This window comes from Bacillus chungangensis, from assembly GCF_030812995.1.
Lineage (GTDB): Bacteria > Bacillota > Bacilli > Bacillales > Bacillaceae_C > Bacillus_CF > Bacillus_CF chungangensis.
Genome location: NZ_JAUSTT010000001.1, coordinates 64,617 through 82,597 on the forward strand (window position 1 = coordinate 64,617; position 17,981 = coordinate 82,597).

Below are 17,981 nucleotides of genomic sequence, written 5' to 3' on the forward strand. Positions count from 1 at the left end.
CCTCCTAAAAGTAGTTTTCCATTGTGATGTAACGATCCTCGATTAATTTGAGTATCATTGCTTCAAACAACTCATCCATTATTGCTTTCATTCGTACTCCACGGAATTCATTGATTGTACGGAAATCCGGCCGTTGTATCGCAGCTAACCACATCATAGGAAGATTTTCTTGTGTGCGTTTTTCAATACCACGGAACGAATAAACCTTTTGTGAGTAACCATACAAAATCAATTTGAGCATCATCTTCGGGTGGTACGAGCTTCTACCTCCACCTGAATAATAGGAAAACAATTGCTCATCCGGTATAGATTCCACCATTTTATCGATGATACGTGCGACATGGTGTTTAGGAATCATTTCTTGTATATCAAAGATCATTTGACTTTGGTGGTTATTATACGGTTTAAACGTGGGAGCGAAAGTTCGATTGGAAACGCAAGTTTCTTCTTTCACCTCTAGAGAAAATGTCAATTACGTGCTATAATTCTTCTTAGTGATCTTTGAATTACTCATAAAAAATCGTCCTCCTTAAAGTGTTGTGTGGTTACTTCATTTTACAATAGGGGACGGTTTTTTTGTTGTTTTTTTAGAAAAAATTGAAGGGGGTGTAACAGAAAGTCAGTTTTCACTGACTTTCTGGACAGCCCCAATTATTTAAAATAATATAAAACTGCTAAGTTGATTTTTTTAGCTCATCTATTTATTGAATTCATTAACTGAAAGAAGTATTCAGGGTTATGAGTCTTATTTAGGTTATACCATGCATGTAATGTATCGGTTGCAAATACATCTAATTTTTTCAGTACTTCCATCGTAAATTCCAGAGGTGCTACCCCTGATGCAGTAACCAAATTCTCACCAGATACCGCAGGTCTCATCTCATAAAATTTTTCTCCTTTATAATTAGGACAAACCATTTTCGTATACTCTAAATTATTGCTTGTATGCTTTCTAGAATCTAGGTATCCAATATTCGCGAGGCCCTCAGTTGCACCACAAATTTTTACTAGAAAACATCCTTTCATACGATATTTCATTGATGAATACAACCATTTAAAGCATTATCCACTCATCCCCAATCGTTTCAGACAAAATGCGCATAAACTGATCATGAAAGGTGGTGGTACTATGGGATTCTTCGGTTGTTGCGGTTATGGAGGATACGGATCTGGCGGTTATGGCTATGGTAATTCCTTTGCATTAATCGTAGTCCTCTTCATCCTATTAATTATTGTTGGCGCAGCCTTTGTTTGCTAATCATATCTAGACATTCAAAACTATACGTAAACCTCACCTAAATTGTAGCCATAAGGAGAGAACTCACCTCTTGAGAGCGCTTAACGGCGCTCTTATTTATTAAAAAAGATTTATTGAAAATCTTATCTCTTAGATTAAGAACTCATGAATGAAGCTTATGTCAAACATATGCTTATCAAGCATTCACACAACAACGTGCCTTTCAAAAAATTATATAAGTGTTTTGGTCATTATAAAGTCCATTTGTTCTTCATCACCCATATAAAAAGAGTGGGCTCCAGTTTGAACAAACCCCATTTTCTTATAAAAAGCAATAGCATTTTCATTTTTTTCCCATACGCCTAGCCAGATTTTCTTTTTATTACGTTCGATCGCAATTTCCATAGCTTTATTTAGCAGATATTTACCAAGCCCATGTTTTTGAAATTTGTTCTTTATATAAATCCTCTCGATTTCAAGTAATTCATCACCCATTTCTTCAGACTGAGCATCATTGGTATTAACCTTTAAATATCCAGCGACTTCATTATTAAAATAAACAAAAAAGAATTGCGAAGAAATATTGGATAATTCTTTTTCTAATTGTTTTAAGTTAAATGCCCTTTCCAAATAGGCATTCATATTTTCGGGTGAATTCTGATTCTTAAATGTCTCATTAAATGTTTTATAACTAATTTCTTGAAGTTTGCGTGAATCTTCAAGGGTACACTTTTTTATATTTATAGTCATTTAAATATGTCGCTCCTTTATATAATCAATCATTTCTCTTGCTATTATTACTACACTAATGACATTAGAATCTCATTCTCTATACAGCGTGCTGCATACGTTGCTAATTTAGTTCCCTTTCTGTCTGAATAGCTCTCAATTGCTTTGATTAGACCAATGGTTCCAATTGAAATTAAGTCTTCAACATCTTCTCCTGTGTTCTCAAATTTCTTTACAATATGTGCTACTAACCGCAAATTATGTTCAATAAGTTTATTGCGTGCATGTGGGTCTCCTTCTGACATAAGACGTAAGTATTTTTGTTCTTCTGCTGCCGATAATGGTTGAGGAAATGCGTTGTTTTTAACATAAGAAACTAGAAAAAGCAGCTCTTTAAAAAAATAAGCAATCGTTGTGATAATACCCGACACTATTTCACCTCCATTTGGGCTTCTGTCTATTATGCTTATGTAAGTGCTGGATTGTCTGTGCAGGTCCAGCCGTTTTTTAAAAATTTAAATATTCGACTTTTGACTTATTTTAAAAACAATTTAGCAGCAAATCTAATAGAAATTTCGACTTCCGAAGTATATAATAGATAAAGATTCATTATAAGCAATTACAATCATGTGGTTATTTAGCACATGCTTTGTCTTTGTATATAAAAGAAAAAGGGAGGAATAGTTATGTCGACGCATACATATTCACTGAACTGGGATTTAGATGTATTTTTTAAAGGTGGCAGTGATTCAGAAGATTTTCATAAACATTTAAGCAATCTTGCTCAAAAGCTTGAACATTTTGAAAAGCATGTAAGTGATTGGGATATTCCTAAAAACGAAAACGATGTAGCTGCCTTTAGTCAATTGTTGAAAGATTTCCAAGAAGCGGCTCAAATGCAGCGCCAAGCTGGTGCTTTCGTATCTTGTTTACAAGCACAGAATACAAACGATCTAGAAGCAAATGCTTTACGTGGCAAAGTAACCAACTATGGAGCAAAACTACAAACGATTTTAACCACTTTTGATAAAAAATTGGTAGATATCCTTGATGAACAATGGGCTGCACTTTTACAGCATCCGGAAATGAAAGAACTTCAATTCATTCTAAACGAACGAAGAACACAAGCAAAGGAAAAGCTGTCAAAAGAGCAAGAAGCCCTTATTCAAGTACTCAGTGTTGATGGTTATCACGGATGGGGAGAAATGTACGATACTCTCGTTAGTCAGATAAAGGTTCCTTTTGAAGAAGATGGGCATTTAAAAGAACTTTCTGTTGGTCAAGCACACAATAAGTTTTCTGATGCTGATCCTCTCGTTCGTAAAACAATCTTTTCGAACTGGCAATCTGCTTGGAACGCACATGCTGATTCTTTTGCCAGTACGTTAAATCATTTAGCGGGCTTTCGATTGGCAGTGTATAAAGAAAGAGGCTGGGATTCTGTATTAAAAGAAGCTTTAAGCTACAATCGCATGCAGCAGAAAACACTTGATGTTATGTGGGAAGTTATCACAGACTATAAGCAGCACTTCGTTGCTTACTTAGAACGAAAAGCAAAAATGCTAGGAAAAGAGAAACTTAGCTTCTACGATGTTTCAGCTCCAATTGGCAGTACTGAAAAAAAATATACCTATCAAGAGGGTGCTGCATTCATCATGGAACATTTCAGCGCTTTCGGAAATAAGCTAGCTGCCTTTACAAAACAAGCTTTTGAAGATCGTTGGATTGAGGCAGAAGACCGTTCAGGGAAACGTCCTGGAGGTTTTTGCACATCATTTCCAATGAGTGGACAATCAAGAATTTTTATGACGTATTCAGGATCGCCATCCAATGTCTCTACTCTTGCACACGAATTAGGCCATGCTTTTCATTCCTATGCTTTAAGAGACGTACATCCACTTAATCGCAATTACGCAATGAATGTTGCCGAAACAGCGTCCACTTTTGCAGAAATGATTGTTGCAGATGCATCTGTTAAAAATGCCAGCAGCGAAGAAGAAAAACTCACCTTGTTGGAAGATAAAATCAATCGCTCTGCCACATTTTTTATGAACATCTACGCTCGCTTTCTGTTTGAGACGAGGTTCTATGAGGAACGGAAAGATGGGATTGTTAGTAAGGATAGACTGAATGCTTTGATGATGGAAGCACAAAAAGAAGCTTACGGAGATGCACTCGAAGAATATGATCCGTTATTCTGGGCTTCTAAGCTCCATTTCTTTATTACGAGTGTACCATTTTACAATTTCCCATATACTTTTGGCTATTTATTTTCTCTAGGTATTTATGCAAAGGCATTGCAAACAGGAAAAGACTACGAGGAAAAATATATTGCTCTCTTACAAGATACCGGTTCGATGACGGTAGAAGAGCTTGCTAAAAAGCATTTGGATGTCGACTTAACAAAACGCGACTTCTGGGAGCAAGGTGTCAAGCTTTGTGTCGATGACGTTAAAGCATTTTTAAGTATGACAGAATAACAACGGATAAAATAGAGATAGGGTTAGCGGTTAAATCTTCCCTATCTCCATTTATTCACATCTAATTAGTAGCAACACCGCTGCTTAAGAGTTAGTGGATTGAAGAAGTTAGCTGGGAGACGAGTGAAAACGCAAAACTGATAAAATTTATTATATGTTCTCTCCCTCATAATCTGCATTCACTTCTACAATAATGACTAATGAAACGGCTGTACAAATAATCAATCCAGTGACAATAGCAAACATGTCCTTCACCTCTTCTGACTTTCTTTGCCCCCTCATCTATGTAAAATGTAACATACTCTTTCCTGCCTACCTGTGACTTTTTGCACATTTTCCCATTCAATCATGGCGAATTTTTGTCTCTTCTATCGCCAGTATGGAGTTGCCCCAAATAATCTTGGGACAACTGCTGTTTTTCATATTTCTTTTAGGACTGTTATGTTTAGAACAAGTGTGTGTTATTTTTGATATTGTGTTTCACCGTTGAAGAATTGAATTTCTCCTTCTTTCTATTGCCTTTCAGAAAAAAAATTGTAATTAATAATATGTGCAATGACATCCTCTTCCTCCCCCGCAATTGCTAGGTAGAGTCTAACTCCACCAAAAATACATGCAATCCTTTTATTTGTATCATCATCATGCTACTCTCCCCTTTCGATTTCCATTTTTAAGATTTTGATTATAGCCACGGAATCATTCGTTCATACTTCAGTCGGTTTTGCTCACACATTTCGGCTATTTTACGTTCCTGCAAGTGCTCTTCTATTGATATTCTTCGTTTTTTAATCGTGATCGTTACGAAAAATAGATGCAAAGTCATTTTCTCACCTCCTTTAAAATGTTTACTCCTATAGGCGCGAATGAAAGCCTCTAGAAAAAAGGAGAAATGGATTCCCCTCTTATTTCTATTCTGCAAACACCCGCTCATTCTTCATAAACTGAATTTTTTCTTTATAAAAACCATTGATTTCCAATTAGAATAGACATAAAAAAGCCGCAGAAAGAATAAATTCTCCTGCGGTTTTTAAGCAATATATGATACAAACGTATAAAACCACAGAAAGAAGCACACACTCTCCCTGCGGAATAATCTAAATACAACGATGACGATTTAAAAAGAAATCGTTCCTCCAAGGGTCGAATGTGAAAAATATAAAGTTGTACGTACTAAAGATATGCTTTGTAATTTCATTTTGTTCGACCTCCTTAAAGAAATAGATTTTGATACTGGTAAGTATAACCATGTTTTGATCAAATGTAAACCCCATTTTTTAAATTTATGCAAAAAATGCTTGCAACGTTTCAAAAATAGTAAAAAAATAGAGTTTTCCTTTTGTGAATATTAAAAGTCTTTTTAACATGAACAAGTCATAAAAAATTTTATTTACCTGCTGTTTTTTGTTAAATATTCTTGACCTTCCTCACTTTCTAATAATACTTTCCTATAATAATAGGAGAGATATAAAAGAAGGCAAGATATGAAGATAAAACCGACACTTCCACCCATTAACACGTACGTTTTTGTGATTGTTTTACCTTCAAAAGGAAGTAAAGTGCCAATATAAAGAAATGCTGTAATCGCAACTAAAATAAAAGCAAATCTTTTATAATCTACCATTTTTTCGTAATATTCCTTCACTTTTTCCACAATATCACCTACCCTGACTTTAAAAATATCTATGTATACCTTAACATAGTGGATGAAGTGAATTGAGAGGTAAATGAAGGAAAGAAAGGAATAATACAGGCTCCTGCAAAAGGAGCCATTGTTGTTAATATCAATTATTCAATGCTTTAACCATATTCATAACAAGGGAAGCAGAGTGAACTGCAGCAGTTTCTAAAAATTGCTCGAAAGAAATATTCGATTCTTTTCCTGCAATATCTGACAAAGAGCGAATGACTACAAATGGTACTTGGAATTGATGAGCCACTTGAGCGATCGCAGCTGCTTCCATTTCAACTGCCTGTAAATCCGAAAATTGAGATTGTACAAATTCCATCCGAATTGGATCATTCATAAAAGAATCTCCAGTAGCAATAAGTCCATTAACAACATGAATATGTGCGATTTTTTTCGCACAATTCACAGCTATCTCCCTAAGTTTATCATCTGCCTTAAAAGCTGCTGGCAATTTCGGGACTTGTCCATATTGATAGCCAAAAGCAGTAACATCAACATCATGATGACGAACTTCTGTTGAAATAACAACATCTCCAACTTGCAGGTCTGGATTAACACCGCCAGCTGAGCCTGTATTAATGACAACATCTGGCTTAAAGGAATGGAGCAGAATCGTAGTGGACATTGCAGCATTGACTTTTCCGATGCCTGATCGGAGTAAGACAACATCCATTCCTTTCATCGTTCCTGTTGTAAATTCACAGCCGGCAATCGTTTCTATTTGTCTATTTTCTATTTGCTGACGTAGTAATGTTACTTCTTCTTCCATTGCACCGATAATTGCAACTTTCATTTTTTGACCTCTTTCTTCGCTAAATAGCATTGTTTATAAAGGTTAGAAAGACATATGCGCCTTCCCAATAGCCTCTCTTTAGTATTATAGAAGAAAATACTGCAACATTGCTAGTATACTATTGATTGTTGCAGAATAAACAACTAAAATATGGCTGGAGGGATAAAAATGAATATCAGCTTAGAAGTGATGGAAGATAAAGTTGAATTTTTTGAGGCTACAGATTTACAACGGTTAGAAAAAAAAATAAATGAACAAATTGAACATAACAAGGCCATTCTTTTAGCAGTTCATTCTGTTTCTCATCAGATGCATGTTAGCCATGATGGAAAGCGCTATTTTTCTGCAGTAGTGCATTTTAAATTAAAAAAAAGATGAGATGAGCGAAACTTAATTGCTCAAAATTTCGTTCGTCTCTCCGATCGATAAAAAACTTCATAGTAGGGCTTTCTCTCATCCCCATACAAAGGATTTCATGAAATAAAGCCCGGGTCTTCGAAAAGAAATTTACTTTTTCTTTATAAGACGCTAAATCAAAAGATGTTCCTTATCCTAGGTTTGAACAAATCAAAAAATAGCGAAATAGTACATATTAATCTAGGCTTCTAATCTCAAAAAAAATAAGCGCAAATGTCATTGCGCTTATTTTTTATCATTTTCTTGTAATTCCTCTACTTTAACAGGCTTCCATCCCTCACTGTCAACCCATTCTATATAAACACGATAAGTTTGTGATTGATCTTTTGTAGTAATTGTGCCAATTGCTTCATTGCTCGGATCGCTGCCGCCTTGCAAATACCAAATAATCATATCGTCCTGAGAAATCCCTGTAGCATAAGATAATGCTGCTGTTTTTTCCTGCCAATCTACAGAAGCAGAATCATAAGATGAGACATGTCCATTTGCTTGACTCGTGCCAACTGGCTTCCAACTTTCATTGACGATCTCTTTCTCAACATTTGACTCCGTGCCTGCTTTTTCGATTATTTCATCGCCATTTGTTTCTAGTTCCTTCTCATTCTCTTTTTCTAGCTCTTTCTCCGTCTTATATTCTTTATTATTTTCTTTTTTCTTATCTTTTTCTTTTTGTTTATTTATTTCTCTTTCGTTTCTCTCGTCATTCTTCTTCTCTTTAACTCTTTCTTCCTCTTTTAAGCGTTCTTCTTTATTTTCCTTTTGCTCTTTTTGTTTGCTCTCTTTTTCTCGCTGTATATCCTTGTTTTTATCTTTATCCTCATCTTGCGTTTTCTTACTCTTTTCTTGCTCCATGCTTGCGGCTAATTTTCCCTTATCATTGTTTGGATCTTCCTTGCTAAAAAAAATCGAACTAGCTACTACAATAATAAGTAATATAACAATCGCAATTAATGTATTGAGAATAATGTTTGTTTTACGGCGCTTTACTCTTCGATCAAAGCGGCCGCCTTGTTGATCACCAAATTTTGGCATGATTATTCCCTCCGTTTCATTCCATATCATATCATGGATTTTTTAACTTATAAAAGTATTTTCCTATATAAAGTGAAACTTCCATGAGTGGGGGTGTTCTCTCATTCCCCACTCATGGTTAGTTGAACCAATCGGACATTTACTGGCAGTTATCTCCCACCTAGACTTCTTTGATTCCCTCTTACTCCCCGAGGTGGGGGTCTTACTGCCAGTTAGATGTGGGATAAAGTAGTTTCGCATCATTCCTCTTTGTTTTTCTCATACTCATGAACCATGTTAACAATATCAGCAAATAAAGGATTGATGCCGCCTTCGCTTTCAAAAACATCTAAATTTAGAACCGTGAGTGCATATTTCGGCCTCTGAAAAGGGAAATACCCTGCAAACCATTTATGATAGAGCTGCTGCTCTTCGATAAAACGACCCGTTTCTGCTGTACCGGACTTTCCCGCAATTTCAAAAGGAAGTGATTGAAATACATGTCCTGTTCCTTTTTCATCTTGTACCACTTCCCTTAACAGGTGCTGTAATTTCATTGCCGTATAAGCTGATAATTTTTTCCCTGGCAATGATTTATTTTTAAAATGCAGCATTGTTTGTCCATTTTGATATTCAATAGCAGAAACTGCTTTTACCATCTTTTTCTCGCCGCCCCGTGCAATCGTCGCCATCATATTTGTAATAGCAAGCGGCGTCGTACGTACATCATGTTGTCCAATAGCAGTTTGAGCAACAAATTGATCATCATTTTGACTTTCGTTTTCTAAAAAAACACGTCCTTGTTCCTCAAATAATTGTTTGAAATTTGAATAGTGGTAAATATCCCCTTGCCATCCGACGCTGTCAATGACAGACAATTGTTTTGCTATCTCTTGAAGGAATGTTGGATCACTTTGCTTTAATTGTTTCGCTATATCAGCAAACGTCCGGTTGCAGCTTTGGGCAAAGCTTTCTTTAAAAGTAAGCATTCCAAGCGGGCGCTTATCTCGTTCCCCATAAAGATTTTGATCACAATCATATAATACATTTTCATCATCTAAGCCTTCCTCAATTGCTGCTGCAGCAACAATTGTTTTAAAAATAGAACCAGGAATCTGAAGCTTTGTTCCCATGTTTTCAACGCCCTCATCTTGAAAAGGATTCTCTTGGTTCATTTTGGGGCGAGATGCCATTACAATAATATCACTGTTTTGAATATCTAATAAAATAACAGCGCCCTTCTGAACACCGTGCTTATCCATCAACTTTTCAACATTTTCTTGCAGCTTTTTATCCATCGTCGTTCTCATGTTTAATGGATAATATGGATTCTCAACACCGACATATTGTACATTCCCAAGTAGATCATTGCCCATTCCATCTACTTGATAAACTAATTTGGCAGGCCTTTCACTTAATAAAAATTCATCAAATGCTGCTTGCATTCCTGTTATTCCAATTTTTTGCTGTGCTCCATCTTTTTTATCAGGATAGCGCTGTTTAAAGCTTTTACTATTTTCACCTGTAATGCCTATCCATTGTTCTCCTGGAAGCAAGATCGGCTTGCTTCTTAATGTTAGTCCATAGATTCCTGGTATATTCAAATCATTTAATTGCTTTATTTGACGGTCTGATAGAGAAGGGACTAGCTCTTCATTTAACATAGCTGGTGTTTCAACAGCTGCAAGTGATTTTAGCAATGATTGCTCAGATATATGTAAAAGTTTTGCTACTGTCTTCACATTATCTATATGATGTAAAAATGGAAAAATAATGACAGCACCACGTTCAGTAAAGGTCAATGGTTCACCATCACGATCAAGAAAATGGCCTCTGCCATCATCGATCTCAAATTCTTGTCTGCGTTGGGCAACACTATTTTGAAGCAGATCAATCTTCTGTTTAGAAAAATGTGCTGTTTGAAACAATTGAATTTGTGCTAATCTCCCCATTAGAAAGAGAATCATAAATAATATCGCAATACCTAATGCTTTGAAACGATTTACACGCATTTATTCAACACCTCAACCACAGTGTAGACGTGTTGTCAATAAAATATCCCTTAGTGCATTTGTTTCAAAGATCATGATTGAAGCAGTTAAAAAAAGAATCCACATTAAGCGGATTCTTTTTTTAATTAGATAATAAAACATACAAATACGAGCGGATAGCGGTTGAAAAGAATAAAACCCTCAACTGATTTTCGTAATCTTAACCCGCATTTCACCACCAGGAGTTTGAACTGTGACTTCTTGCCCAATTTTATGGCCAAGTAAGCTTTTTGCAATCGGTGAGTCATTTGATATTTTTCCTTCAAATGGATCGGCTTCAGCACTTCCAACAATCGTATATGTTTCTTCATCACCGTCGGGCAATTCAACAAATGTGACAGATTTACCAAGTGATACCGTATCAGAATTCATGTCATCTTCTGTAATTATTTTTGCATTTCGAATCATATTTTCTAACGTTGTAATCCGGCCTTCTACAAACGCCTGCTCTTCCTTTGCAGAATCGTATTCAGAGTTCTCGGACAGATCTCCAAAACTGCGGGCAATTTTAATTCTTTCTACTACCTCTTTACGTTTTACTGATTTTAAATATTCTAATTCCTGTTCTAATTTTTCTTTACCTGCTTGTGTCATTGGGAAAATTTTTTCAATAGCCAAAACCCTTCACTCCTTTTTTATTTAAACATGCTTATTATCATCATATTTAGGCGCGTGAAAAAATATATTACAGCGCGTTCTAGATTAGAACGCGCAAGTTTATTATCGTATTTCCTGTAGGTTCTTGGGTGCCTTAAAATCACGATACGAAGGAATCGTACTCGTTGTCTTAAAGTCACTGCCCATTTGATGTAGAAAAAAATTGATTTTGTTCTAATATAGTTTGGATCTTTGCAATGATTAAATCAATCGCGACATGATTTTGACCACCTTGAGGTATGATCACATCTGCATAGCGCTTCGTTGGTTCAATAAACTGATTATGCATCGGCCGAACAACTGATAAATATTGAGAGACCACTGAATCCACTGTACGCCCGCGATCTTTTATATCACGCATCAATCTTCTAAGGATGCGAATATCCGCGTCAGTGTCAACAAAAAGCTTAATATCCATTAAGTTCCTAAGACGTTCATCGTCTAAAACTAAAATTCCTTCTAGAATGATGACATCTTTTGGTTTAATCAAGATCGTATCAGCAGAACGGGTATATAAAGCATAATCATAAATTGGCTTTTTAATCGGCTTATATTGAAGCAAGTCTTGCAAATGAGCAATTAATAAATCTTGATCAAACGCAAATGGATGATCATAATTCGTTTGAAGCCGCTCCTCAAAAGGGAGATGGCTTTGATCTTTGTAATAATCATCTTGCTCTAAGAGCAAAATCGAATGGCCCTTAAAATAATTATAAATGGCTTTACTGACACTTGTTTTTCCTGAGCCAGTTCCGCCAGTCACACCAATCACTACTGGCTTTTTCATGATGCAATGAACTCCTCCTTTACATAAGAGAGTTTTAGCCGCTGCTTTCGTTTAAGCTTTTTTTAAACTAACGGCGACTCCATCTCCAACTGGAAGGATTTCTGTTATAAAAGCTGGATGATCCATAAGCCATTGATTATATGCTTTTATTTTCTTTACAAACCCGCTTGCTCGCCGATTTTCAATATTCTCTTTTGCCACTAATCCTTTATACAAAACATTATCTGTATAAACACAGCCATTATCTTGAAGGAGAGGAGTGTAAAGTTCAAAGAATCTTCGATATTGACCTTTTGCTGCATCAATGAAAATGGCGTCAAAATGACCAAAAGCCTCCACTTGGGCAAACACCTCTAAAGCATCTCCCTCAATAATCGTAATTCTATTTTTCGCTCCATGAGCCCGACTAATATAGTCATGAGCTTGTCGACAGCGAACAGCTTCTCTTTCTATTGTTACAATGTGTACATTTGGAAGTGCGTCCGCCATTCTCAATGCTGAATACCCAATGGCCGTTCCAATTTCCAAAATTCTTTTTGGTTGTTGGATACGGAGAAATTGTATCATCATATTTAGACTAGAGGACTCCATGATTGGTATGTGATGTGTTTTTGCAAAATGTTCCATTTCTGTTAACAATGAATTCTTTTCTTGCTGCAATGATGCAAGGTAATCGCAAATTTCTTCCATACTATATGCCCCTTTTTCCAAAAAATGAAACCGCTTCAATTTTGTTTTACTTGTTCAACGAACGGGTTCCTTAGACTTTTATCCTATTTTAAAGAATTTCAAGTAAAAATCGAAGCATTCTCGATAATCTGTAAATATTTTACTAGTACGGCGTTTTCCGTTCTGTTGAGTAAAAAAGATTTATGATACGGACCGAAACGTCTTCGTTTTCTTTAAGAAACACAGATTTAGCATCATCACTGATAAAGGGCGGCACTCATCGATTGATTCTTAACAGAAAAGCAGAAAGCTGCTAAGAGAGCTTTCTACTTTGTTTACAAAGCTTTCATGTTATGTGTAATAAAAACATATCCATCATTTTACCATAAAGGCTAAAGAGAAGCTAATGCCATACATCTTTTTTTTACTTTTTATTGACAATATATTTTGCTTTCTTTTCGTTATGCTCTTCTAACGTGTGTGAATAATGAATTTCTCCTGTACCCGTTTCAGCTAAAAAGTACAGATAATCTGTCTCTTCTGGATTCAAAGCTGCTTCAATCGATATCTCCCCTGCATTTGCAATCGGTCCAGGGGGAAGCCCTTTTATTTTATAAGTGTTATAAGGAGAGTCTACTTCAAGGTCTTCATATAGCACCCGTTTTTTATGTTCTCCCAAAGCATAGAGCACAGTCGGATCTGTTTGAAGTGGCATGCCAGTTTCGATTCTATTATAGAACACACTAGAAATTTTATGACGATCCGCTTTCTCGGTTGCTTCTTTTTCAATTAAAGAGGCAAGAGTTAAAAGCTCATGAGGCTCCATTTCTTTCTCCTCAATATTGCTTTTATATTTTGTCAGAATGTCATTCGTTTTTTTCAACATATCTTCAATAACACTTTCTAATGATGGATTTGTTTCATAGTACGAGTACGTTGCCGGAAATAGATAGCCTTCCAGCGGATACTGAATATTTTCATTCAAAATCGCTTCCGTTATTAAATTAGGGTATTTTCCCATTAATTCTTCAATAAATTCACGATTATTTAATTTCTCAAGAACGTCATTCCTTTGATAATCTGTTTTTTCTGCAATCGCATCTGCAATTTGCTGAAGGCTCCACCCTTCAGGAATGGTAATTTTCATTGCTACTTCTTTCACCAATGTACCAGTTTTTAATGTTTCTATTAGTTCATCAAAAGTCATAGAAGGTGTTAATTGGTATGTTCCAGCTTGAAATCCTGCTTCGTTGTTTAATTTTACGTAATACTTAAAAATAAGTGCACTTTTGATGATGCCGTTATCCTCCAATACTTTTCCAATTGTTGATACTCCAGACCCAATTGGAACTTCAACTGTTTTTGCTTTATGATCCTCTGGATTAACCGGACTCATCGCAGATTTTATATAAAAATAACCTCCAATGCAAGATCCCCCGACTACTAAAATAAGAATGAGGCAAATAATCGATACAATTTTTCTAATGATCTTTGCTTCATTTTGTTTTTCTAATAGGACATTTCTTATTTGTTGTTTTTTTATTTCTTTGCTTTCATTTTTCGCCTTTTTTTCCGCCAATTACGAATTCCTCCTTCGAGTTAACAGCGGGATTCGACATTTTGTCCGTTCATCCTGTACATTATACTACATTTTTTTTTAATTTCTATATTTTTTTCTCATTTCTCCTTAGTTGAAAAGGGGCGGCTTAAAAGAACACATTGCATCCTTTTAAGCCGCCCCTTCTATTTTATTTCTTAGCTTTCCTCTTCATCAAGAAATGTATTCAACATTTCTTCAATCATATCCCATTCTTCATCGGTTTCAATTGGCATTAGGTCGCCTTGGTCTCCCGATTCACTTTCGATATAGGAGGAAGCATGAATCTCAACCTCTTCCTCTTCTTCTGAACCGACAGGATAGTATAATACATAAGATTTTTCAAATTCTTCTGATTCAAAGGTGAACAGAACTTCATAAAGTTCTTCGTTACCTTCTTCATCGACTACCGTTAAGACTTTTTCACCATTTTCCATTTTTTCACCTCATCATTTTTGACTGTCTAAAAATCCTTGTAATATCATAACAGCAGCTACTTTATCAATCACTTTTTTTCGCTTTTTACGACTCATATCTGCTTCAATTAACATTCTCTCGGCAGCCATTGTACTTAATCGTTCATCCCAAAGTATAACGGGAAGATGGAATGATTCCCGCAGCCTATCAGCAAATTTTTGTGTAGCTTCTCCTCTCGGTCCTACAGTATTATTCATATTTTTTGGGAAGCCAACGACAATTTTTTGTACATCATGTACTTCTATTAATTCTCCGATTCGTTCAAGACCAAAGACATTGTTCTCTTCATTAATAGCAATGGTTTCCATTCCTTGTGCTGTCCATCCCAGCTCATCACTCATCGCCACGCCAACTGTCTTGGATCCAACATCTAGACCCATTATCCTCATTTCATATCCTCACTCTGTTGTTTTAAATAAGACTTTACCAATTCTTCAATGATTTCGTCTCGTTCTAATTTCCGAATGATGTTTCGTGCATCCAGGTGACGAGGAATGTAGGCGGGATCGCCCGATAGTAAATATCCAACAATTTGGTTAATCGGATTATAACCTTTTTCTTGAAGCGCTCCATATACTTTTAATAACACATCCTTGACATTTTGCTCTAAAGGATCTTCTGAAAAATTAAAGCGCATCGTTTTATCGAAAGAGCTCATCAAGCACACCTCACTTCAACTTGAGCTATTAGAAGACAAGTCTTATCATTATCTTCATTGTACACCACAATGATCATGAATCAAACGGATTTTATCCAATCTTCTACAGATTGTAATGCAGCAGGCAATTTTTCTGGTTCTTTTCCGCCAGCTTGTGCCATATCAGGGCGTCCGCCGCCGCCGCCACCACAACGAGACGCTACTTCTTTCACAAGTTTGCCAGCATGATAACCTTTTTCAACCAAGTTCTTTGTTACGACTGCTACAATGTTTACTTTATCCTTTTGAACACTTCCTAATACAACAATTCCAGATTTGATTTTTTCTTTACATTCATCTGCCATTTTTCTAAGGCTATTCATATCTGCAGCTTGAACCTTACTGACAAGCACTTTCATTCCGTTGACTTCTTTCACATGATCAAGCAAGCTTCCAGCTTCCATATTTGAGAGCTTTGCAGTTAGGGATTCTTTCTCACGCTGCAGAGTTTTCATTTCGTTCAATAGCGATTCGATGCGATAAATAACGTCTTGTTCCTTTACTTTTAATAAGTCGGCTGCGGCCTTTAATTGCTCATTTTTTTCATTCAATACTTCATAGGCTGCTTCTCCAGTGACTGCTTCAATTCTTCTAGTACCTGCGCCAATCCCGCTTTCAGAAACAATTTTAAATAAACCGATAACAGCTGTATTTGTTACGTGGCAGCCGCCGCACAGCTCTAAGCTTACATCTCCAATTGATACAACTCGAACAATATCTCCATACTTTTCTCCAAATAAAGCCATTGCTCCCATTGCTTTTGCTTCTTCAAGTTGTTTTTGCTCCCATACTACCGGCAAGCTTGCCCATATTTGCTTATTTACTATTGCCTCTATTTTCTTGACTTCAGCTTCTGTTACTTGCCCAAAATGGGAAAAATCAAAGCGGAGGCGATCAGGCGCAACAAGCGATCCAGCTTGATTGACATGATGGCCAAGGACATCCTTCAAAGCTTGATGGAGCAAATGAGTTGCTGTATGATTTTTAATGATGCGATTGCGGCTATCCTCATCCACTGCAGCTTCATAGCTTGCTCCTACAGCAAGTTCTCCGCTTTCAATAATCGCGCGATGCAAATGTTGGCCATTTGGCGCTTTTTTCACATCTTCTACTCTGATCTCGGTTTGGGCTGCCGATAAAGTTCCTTTATCAGCAATTTGGCCCCCGCTTTCAGCATAGAACGGTGTTTGATCGAGAATAAATTGTACTTCTTCCCCGACAGTTGCTTTTTCAATTAAATTTCCATCCTTAATAATTGCCAAAACGTTAACCTTTGCCTTTAGCTGATCATAGCCAATAAAATCACTTTTCATTATTAAATCTCCAAGAACGCCGCCCTGGATTTGCATGGAACCAGTATCATTGCGTGCTGTCCGAGCACGTTCACGTTGCTGTGCCATTTCTTTTTCAAAACCATCATGGTCAATACTCATTGCTTCTTCTTGTGCATATTCTTCCGTTAACTCAACTGGAAAGCCATAGGTGTCATACAAACGAAAAACATCTTGACCAGAAATAATATGATTTCCTGCTGCTTTTTCCTTTTTAATGATATCTGCTAAAATAATCAAGCCATCATGCAAAGTTTCGTGAAAACGCTCTTCTTCATTTTTCACTACTTTTTCTATAAAATCAGTATTTGTTTTTACTTGTGGATAAAAATCATCCATAATATCAGCAACGATGCCAACGAGACGATACATAAACGGTTCATGGAGGTCAATTTTTTTTGCATAGCGAATAGCACGACGCAATAATCGTCTTAAAACATATCCTCGCCCTTCATTGGATGGAAGTGCACCATCGCTGACAGCAAATACAACTGTGCGAATATGGTCTGCAATAACCTTGAATGCTACGTCTTGTTCTTTATCTTCACGATATGTTTTATTAGAAATTTCTTCTGTTTTTTGAATGATTGGGATAAATAAATCTGTATCGAAATTAGTTTCCACATTTTGGGTAACAGATGCCATTCGTTCTAAACCCATACCAGTATCAATGTTTTTCTTTGGAAGTGGTGTATAAGATCCATCAGGATTATGATTATATTGAGAAAACACAAGATTCCATATTTCTAAATAGCGCTCATTTTCTCCACCAGGAAACAATTCTGGGTCATTTGGGTCATCCCCATATGAAGGGCCACGATCATAAAAAATTTCTGTATTAGGTCCGCTTGGCCCCTCTCCAATGTCCCAAAAATTTTCTTCTAAACGGATGATTCTTTCTTTAGGCAAGCCGATGTCATGATGCCATATTGTAAAAGCCTCATCATCCTCTGGATGAATGGTAACAGAAAGTTTATTTTCATCAAATCCTATCCATTTAGGGCTAGTGAGGAATTCCCATGCCCATTCTATTGCTTCTTTCTTAAAGTAATCACCTATAGAAAAGTTCCCTAACATTTCAAAAAAAGTATGATGGCGAGCAGTTTTTCCTACATTTTCAATATCATTTGTTCGAATCGCTTTTTGTGCATTTACAATTCGAGGATTTTCCGGTATCACTCTGCCATCAAAATATTTTTTGAGTGTTGCTACACCGCTATTTATCCATAATAAGGAAGGATCCTCATGTGGAACTAGCGATGCGCTGGGCTCCATTTTATGCCCTTTTTTTGCAAAATAATCTAGAAATAATGTCCGTATTTCTGAACCAGTTAATTTTTTCAACTCCATCATCCTCCTCT

19 protein-coding genes and 1 pseudogene are annotated in these 17,981 nt (G+C 36.3%); 3 read left to right on the forward strand and 17 right to left on the reverse strand.

What is annotated here, in order from left to right:
• Window positions 1–4: 4 nt before the first annotated feature.
• Together J2S08_RS00325 and J2S08_RS00330 are read right to left on the reverse strand one after the other, a co-directional pair.
• A complete protein-coding gene (locus tag J2S08_RS00325; RefSeq protein ID WP_307225542.1) occupies window positions 5–472 on the reverse strand; it encodes a transposase in 468 nt (155 codons plus the stop codon).
• A 221-nt stretch (window positions 473–693) separates the two neighbouring features.
• The gene (locus tag J2S08_RS00330; protein WP_307225544.1) at window positions 694–1,038 is read right to left on the reverse strand and encodes a DJ-1/PfpI family protein; all 345 of its coding nucleotides are present in this window, start codon (window positions 1,036–1,038) and stop codon (window positions 694–696) included.
• Between the two features lie 91 nt (window positions 1,039–1,129).
• Here J2S08_RS00330 and J2S08_RS00335 point away from each other — a divergent pair, with 91 nt between their 5' ends.
• On the forward strand, window positions 1,130–1,258 hold the full coding sequence (locus tag J2S08_RS00335; RefSeq protein WP_307225546.1) for a YjcZ family sporulation protein: 129 nt from the start codon (window positions 1,130–1,132) through the stop codon (window positions 1,256–1,258).
• 210 nt (window positions 1,259–1,468) lie between these two features.
• Here the strand turns inward: J2S08_RS00335 and J2S08_RS00340 are convergent, their stop codons facing one another.
• Both J2S08_RS00340 and J2S08_RS00345 read right to left on the reverse strand, forming a co-directional pair.
• Complete coding sequence (locus J2S08_RS00340; protein WP_307225548.1) at window positions 1,469–1,987, reverse strand: GNAT family N-acetyltransferase; 519 nt, start codon at window positions 1,985–1,987, stop codon at window positions 1,469–1,471.
• Window positions 1,988–2,043: 56 nt separating this feature from the next.
• Window positions 2,044–2,397: pseudogene (locus J2S08_RS00345) on the reverse strand (sigma-70 family RNA polymerase sigma factor); the annotation flags it as partial.
• Window positions 2,398–2,652: 255 nt separating this feature from the next.
• Between J2S08_RS00345 and J2S08_RS00350 the strand changes: the two are divergent.
• Entirely contained in the window at window positions 2,653–4,446 is a 1,794-nt protein-coding gene (locus J2S08_RS00350; protein ID WP_307225550.1) for a M3 family oligoendopeptidase, read from the forward strand.
• Between the two features lie 682 nt (window positions 4,447–5,128).
• On the opposite strand, the gene J2S08_RS00355 is transcribed toward J2S08_RS00350, so the two are convergent.
• The 3 genes from J2S08_RS00355 to mtnN all read right to left on the reverse strand — a co-directional run bounded on the left by J2S08_RS00355 (window position 5,129) and on the right by mtnN (window position 6,926).
• A complete protein-coding gene (locus tag J2S08_RS00355) occupies window positions 5,129–5,269 on the reverse strand; it encodes a YrzI family small protein (RefSeq protein ID WP_307225552.1) in 141 nt (46 codons plus the stop codon).
• Window positions 5,270–5,833: 564 nt separating this feature from the next.
• Entirely contained in the window at window positions 5,834–6,097 is a 264-nt protein-coding gene (locus tag J2S08_RS00360) for a YrhC family protein (RefSeq protein ID WP_307225554.1), read from the reverse strand.
• Window positions 6,098–6,227: 130 nt separating this feature from the next.
• Window positions 6,228–6,926, reverse strand: coding sequence for a 5'-methylthioadenosine/S-adenosylhomocysteine nucleosidase (gene mtnN, locus J2S08_RS00365; protein ID WP_307225556.1), 699 nt, complete (start codon window positions 6,924–6,926; stop codon window positions 6,228–6,230).
• 168 nt (window positions 6,927–7,094) lie between these two features.
• Here mtnN and J2S08_RS00370 point away from each other — a divergent pair, with 168 nt between their 5' ends.
• The gene (locus tag J2S08_RS00370; RefSeq protein ID WP_307225558.1) at window positions 7,095–7,304 is read left to right on the forward strand and encodes a DUF2536 family protein; all 210 of its coding nucleotides are present in this window, start codon (window positions 7,095–7,097) and stop codon (window positions 7,302–7,304) included.
• Window positions 7,305–7,568: 264 nt separating this feature from the next.
• On the opposite strand, the gene J2S08_RS00375 is transcribed toward J2S08_RS00370, so the two are convergent.
• From J2S08_RS00375 to alaS, 10 genes are all read right to left on the reverse strand, one after another.
• Window positions 7,569–8,375 (reverse strand): YrrS family protein, encoded by an 807-nt coding sequence (locus tag J2S08_RS00375; protein WP_307225561.1) that lies wholly within the window; start codon window positions 8,373–8,375, stop codon window positions 7,569–7,571.
• A gap of 239 nt (window positions 8,376–8,614) precedes the next feature.
• On the reverse strand, window positions 8,615–10,366 hold the full coding sequence (locus J2S08_RS00380) for a penicillin-binding transpeptidase domain-containing protein (RefSeq protein ID WP_307225563.1): 1,752 nt from the start codon (window positions 10,364–10,366) through the stop codon (window positions 8,615–8,617).
• Between the two features lie 180 nt (window positions 10,367–10,546).
• Window positions 10,547–11,023 (reverse strand): transcription elongation factor GreA, encoded by a 477-nt coding sequence (gene greA / locus J2S08_RS00385; RefSeq protein WP_307225565.1) that lies wholly within the window; start codon window positions 11,021–11,023, stop codon window positions 10,547–10,549.
• Window positions 11,024–11,198: 175 nt separating this feature from the next.
• Window positions 11,199–11,852, reverse strand: coding sequence for a uridine kinase (gene udk, locus J2S08_RS00390; protein WP_307226132.1), 654 nt, complete (start codon window positions 11,850–11,852; stop codon window positions 11,199–11,201).
• Window positions 11,853–11,900: 48 nt separating this feature from the next.
• A complete protein-coding gene (locus J2S08_RS00395; protein ID WP_307225566.1) occupies window positions 11,901–12,539 on the reverse strand; it encodes an O-methyltransferase in 639 nt (212 codons plus the stop codon).
• Window positions 12,540–12,942: 403 nt separating this feature from the next.
• The gene (gene mltG / locus J2S08_RS00400) at window positions 12,943–14,097 is read right to left on the reverse strand and encodes an endolytic transglycosylase MltG (RefSeq protein ID WP_307225568.1); all 1,155 of its coding nucleotides are present in this window, start codon (window positions 14,095–14,097) and stop codon (window positions 12,943–12,945) included.
• Window positions 14,098–14,273: 176 nt separating this feature from the next.
• On the reverse strand, window positions 14,274–14,552 hold the full coding sequence (locus J2S08_RS00405; RefSeq protein ID WP_307225570.1) for a DUF1292 domain-containing protein: 279 nt from the start codon (window positions 14,550–14,552) through the stop codon (window positions 14,274–14,276).
• A gap of 12 nt (window positions 14,553–14,564) precedes the next feature.
• The gene (gene ruvX, locus J2S08_RS00410) at window positions 14,565–14,981 is read right to left on the reverse strand and encodes a Holliday junction resolvase RuvX (protein WP_307225572.1); all 417 of its coding nucleotides are present in this window, start codon (window positions 14,979–14,981) and stop codon (window positions 14,565–14,567) included.
• Window positions 14,978–15,250 (reverse strand): IreB family regulatory phosphoprotein, encoded by a 273-nt coding sequence (locus J2S08_RS00415; RefSeq protein ID WP_307225574.1) that lies wholly within the window; start codon window positions 15,248–15,250, stop codon window positions 14,978–14,980. The genes ruvX and J2S08_RS00415 overlap by 4 nt, the downstream gene beginning before the upstream one ends.
• Before the next feature lie 80 nt (window positions 15,251–15,330).
• Entirely contained in the window at window positions 15,331–17,964 is a 2,634-nt protein-coding gene (gene alaS, locus J2S08_RS00420; protein WP_307225576.1) for an alanine--tRNA ligase, read from the reverse strand.
• Window positions 17,965–17,981 lie beyond the last annotated feature (17 nt).

What these genes read in the sequence shown, in the direction of transcription:
- mtnN (WP_307225556.1), bottom strand. Translation starts at nt 6,926, where the DNA reads ATGAAAGTTGCAATTATCGGTGCAATGGAAGAAGAAGTAACATTACTA.
- ruvX (WP_307225572.1), bottom strand. Translation starts at nt 14,981, where the DNA reads ATGAGGATAATGGGTCTAGATGTTGGATCCAAGACAGTTGGCGTGGCG.
- J2S08_RS00330 (WP_307225544.1), bottom strand. Translation starts at nt 1,038, where the DNA reads ATGAAATATCGTATGAAAGGATGTTTTCTAGTAAAAATTTGTGGTGCA.
- J2S08_RS00335 (WP_307225546.1), top strand. Translation starts at nt 1,130, where the DNA reads ATGGGATTCTTCGGTTGTTGCGGTTATGGAGGATACGGATCTGGCGGT.
- J2S08_RS00355 (WP_307225552.1), bottom strand. Translation starts at nt 5,269, where the DNA reads ATGACTTTGCATCTATTTTTCGTAACGATCACGATTAAAAAACGAAGA.
- J2S08_RS00405 (WP_307225570.1), bottom strand. Translation starts at nt 14,552, where the DNA reads ATGGAAAATGGTGAAAAAGTCTTAACGGTAGTCGATGAAGAAGGTAAC.
- J2S08_RS00370 (WP_307225558.1), top strand. Translation starts at nt 7,095, where the DNA reads ATGAATATCAGCTTAGAAGTGATGGAAGATAAAGTTGAATTTTTTGAG.
- J2S08_RS00395 (WP_307225566.1), bottom strand. Translation starts at nt 12,539, where the DNA reads ATGGAAGAAATTTGCGATTACCTTGCATCATTGCAGCAAGAAAAGAAT.
- J2S08_RS00350 (WP_307225550.1), top strand. Translation starts at nt 2,653, where the DNA reads ATGTCGACGCATACATATTCACTGAACTGGGATTTAGATGTATTTTTT.
- J2S08_RS00340 (WP_307225548.1), bottom strand. Translation starts at nt 1,987, where the DNA reads ATGACTATAAATATAAAAAAGTGTACCCTTGAAGATTCACGCAAACTT.
- J2S08_RS00375 (WP_307225561.1), bottom strand. Translation starts at nt 8,375, where the DNA reads ATGCCAAAATTTGGTGATCAACAAGGCGGCCGCTTTGATCGAAGAGTA.
- J2S08_RS00380 (WP_307225563.1), bottom strand. Translation starts at nt 10,366, where the DNA reads ATGCGTGTAAATCGTTTCAAAGCATTAGGTATTGCGATATTATTTATG.
- J2S08_RS00415 (WP_307225574.1), bottom strand. Translation starts at nt 15,250, where the DNA reads ATGAGCTCTTTCGATAAAACGATGCGCTTTAATTTTTCAGAAGATCCT.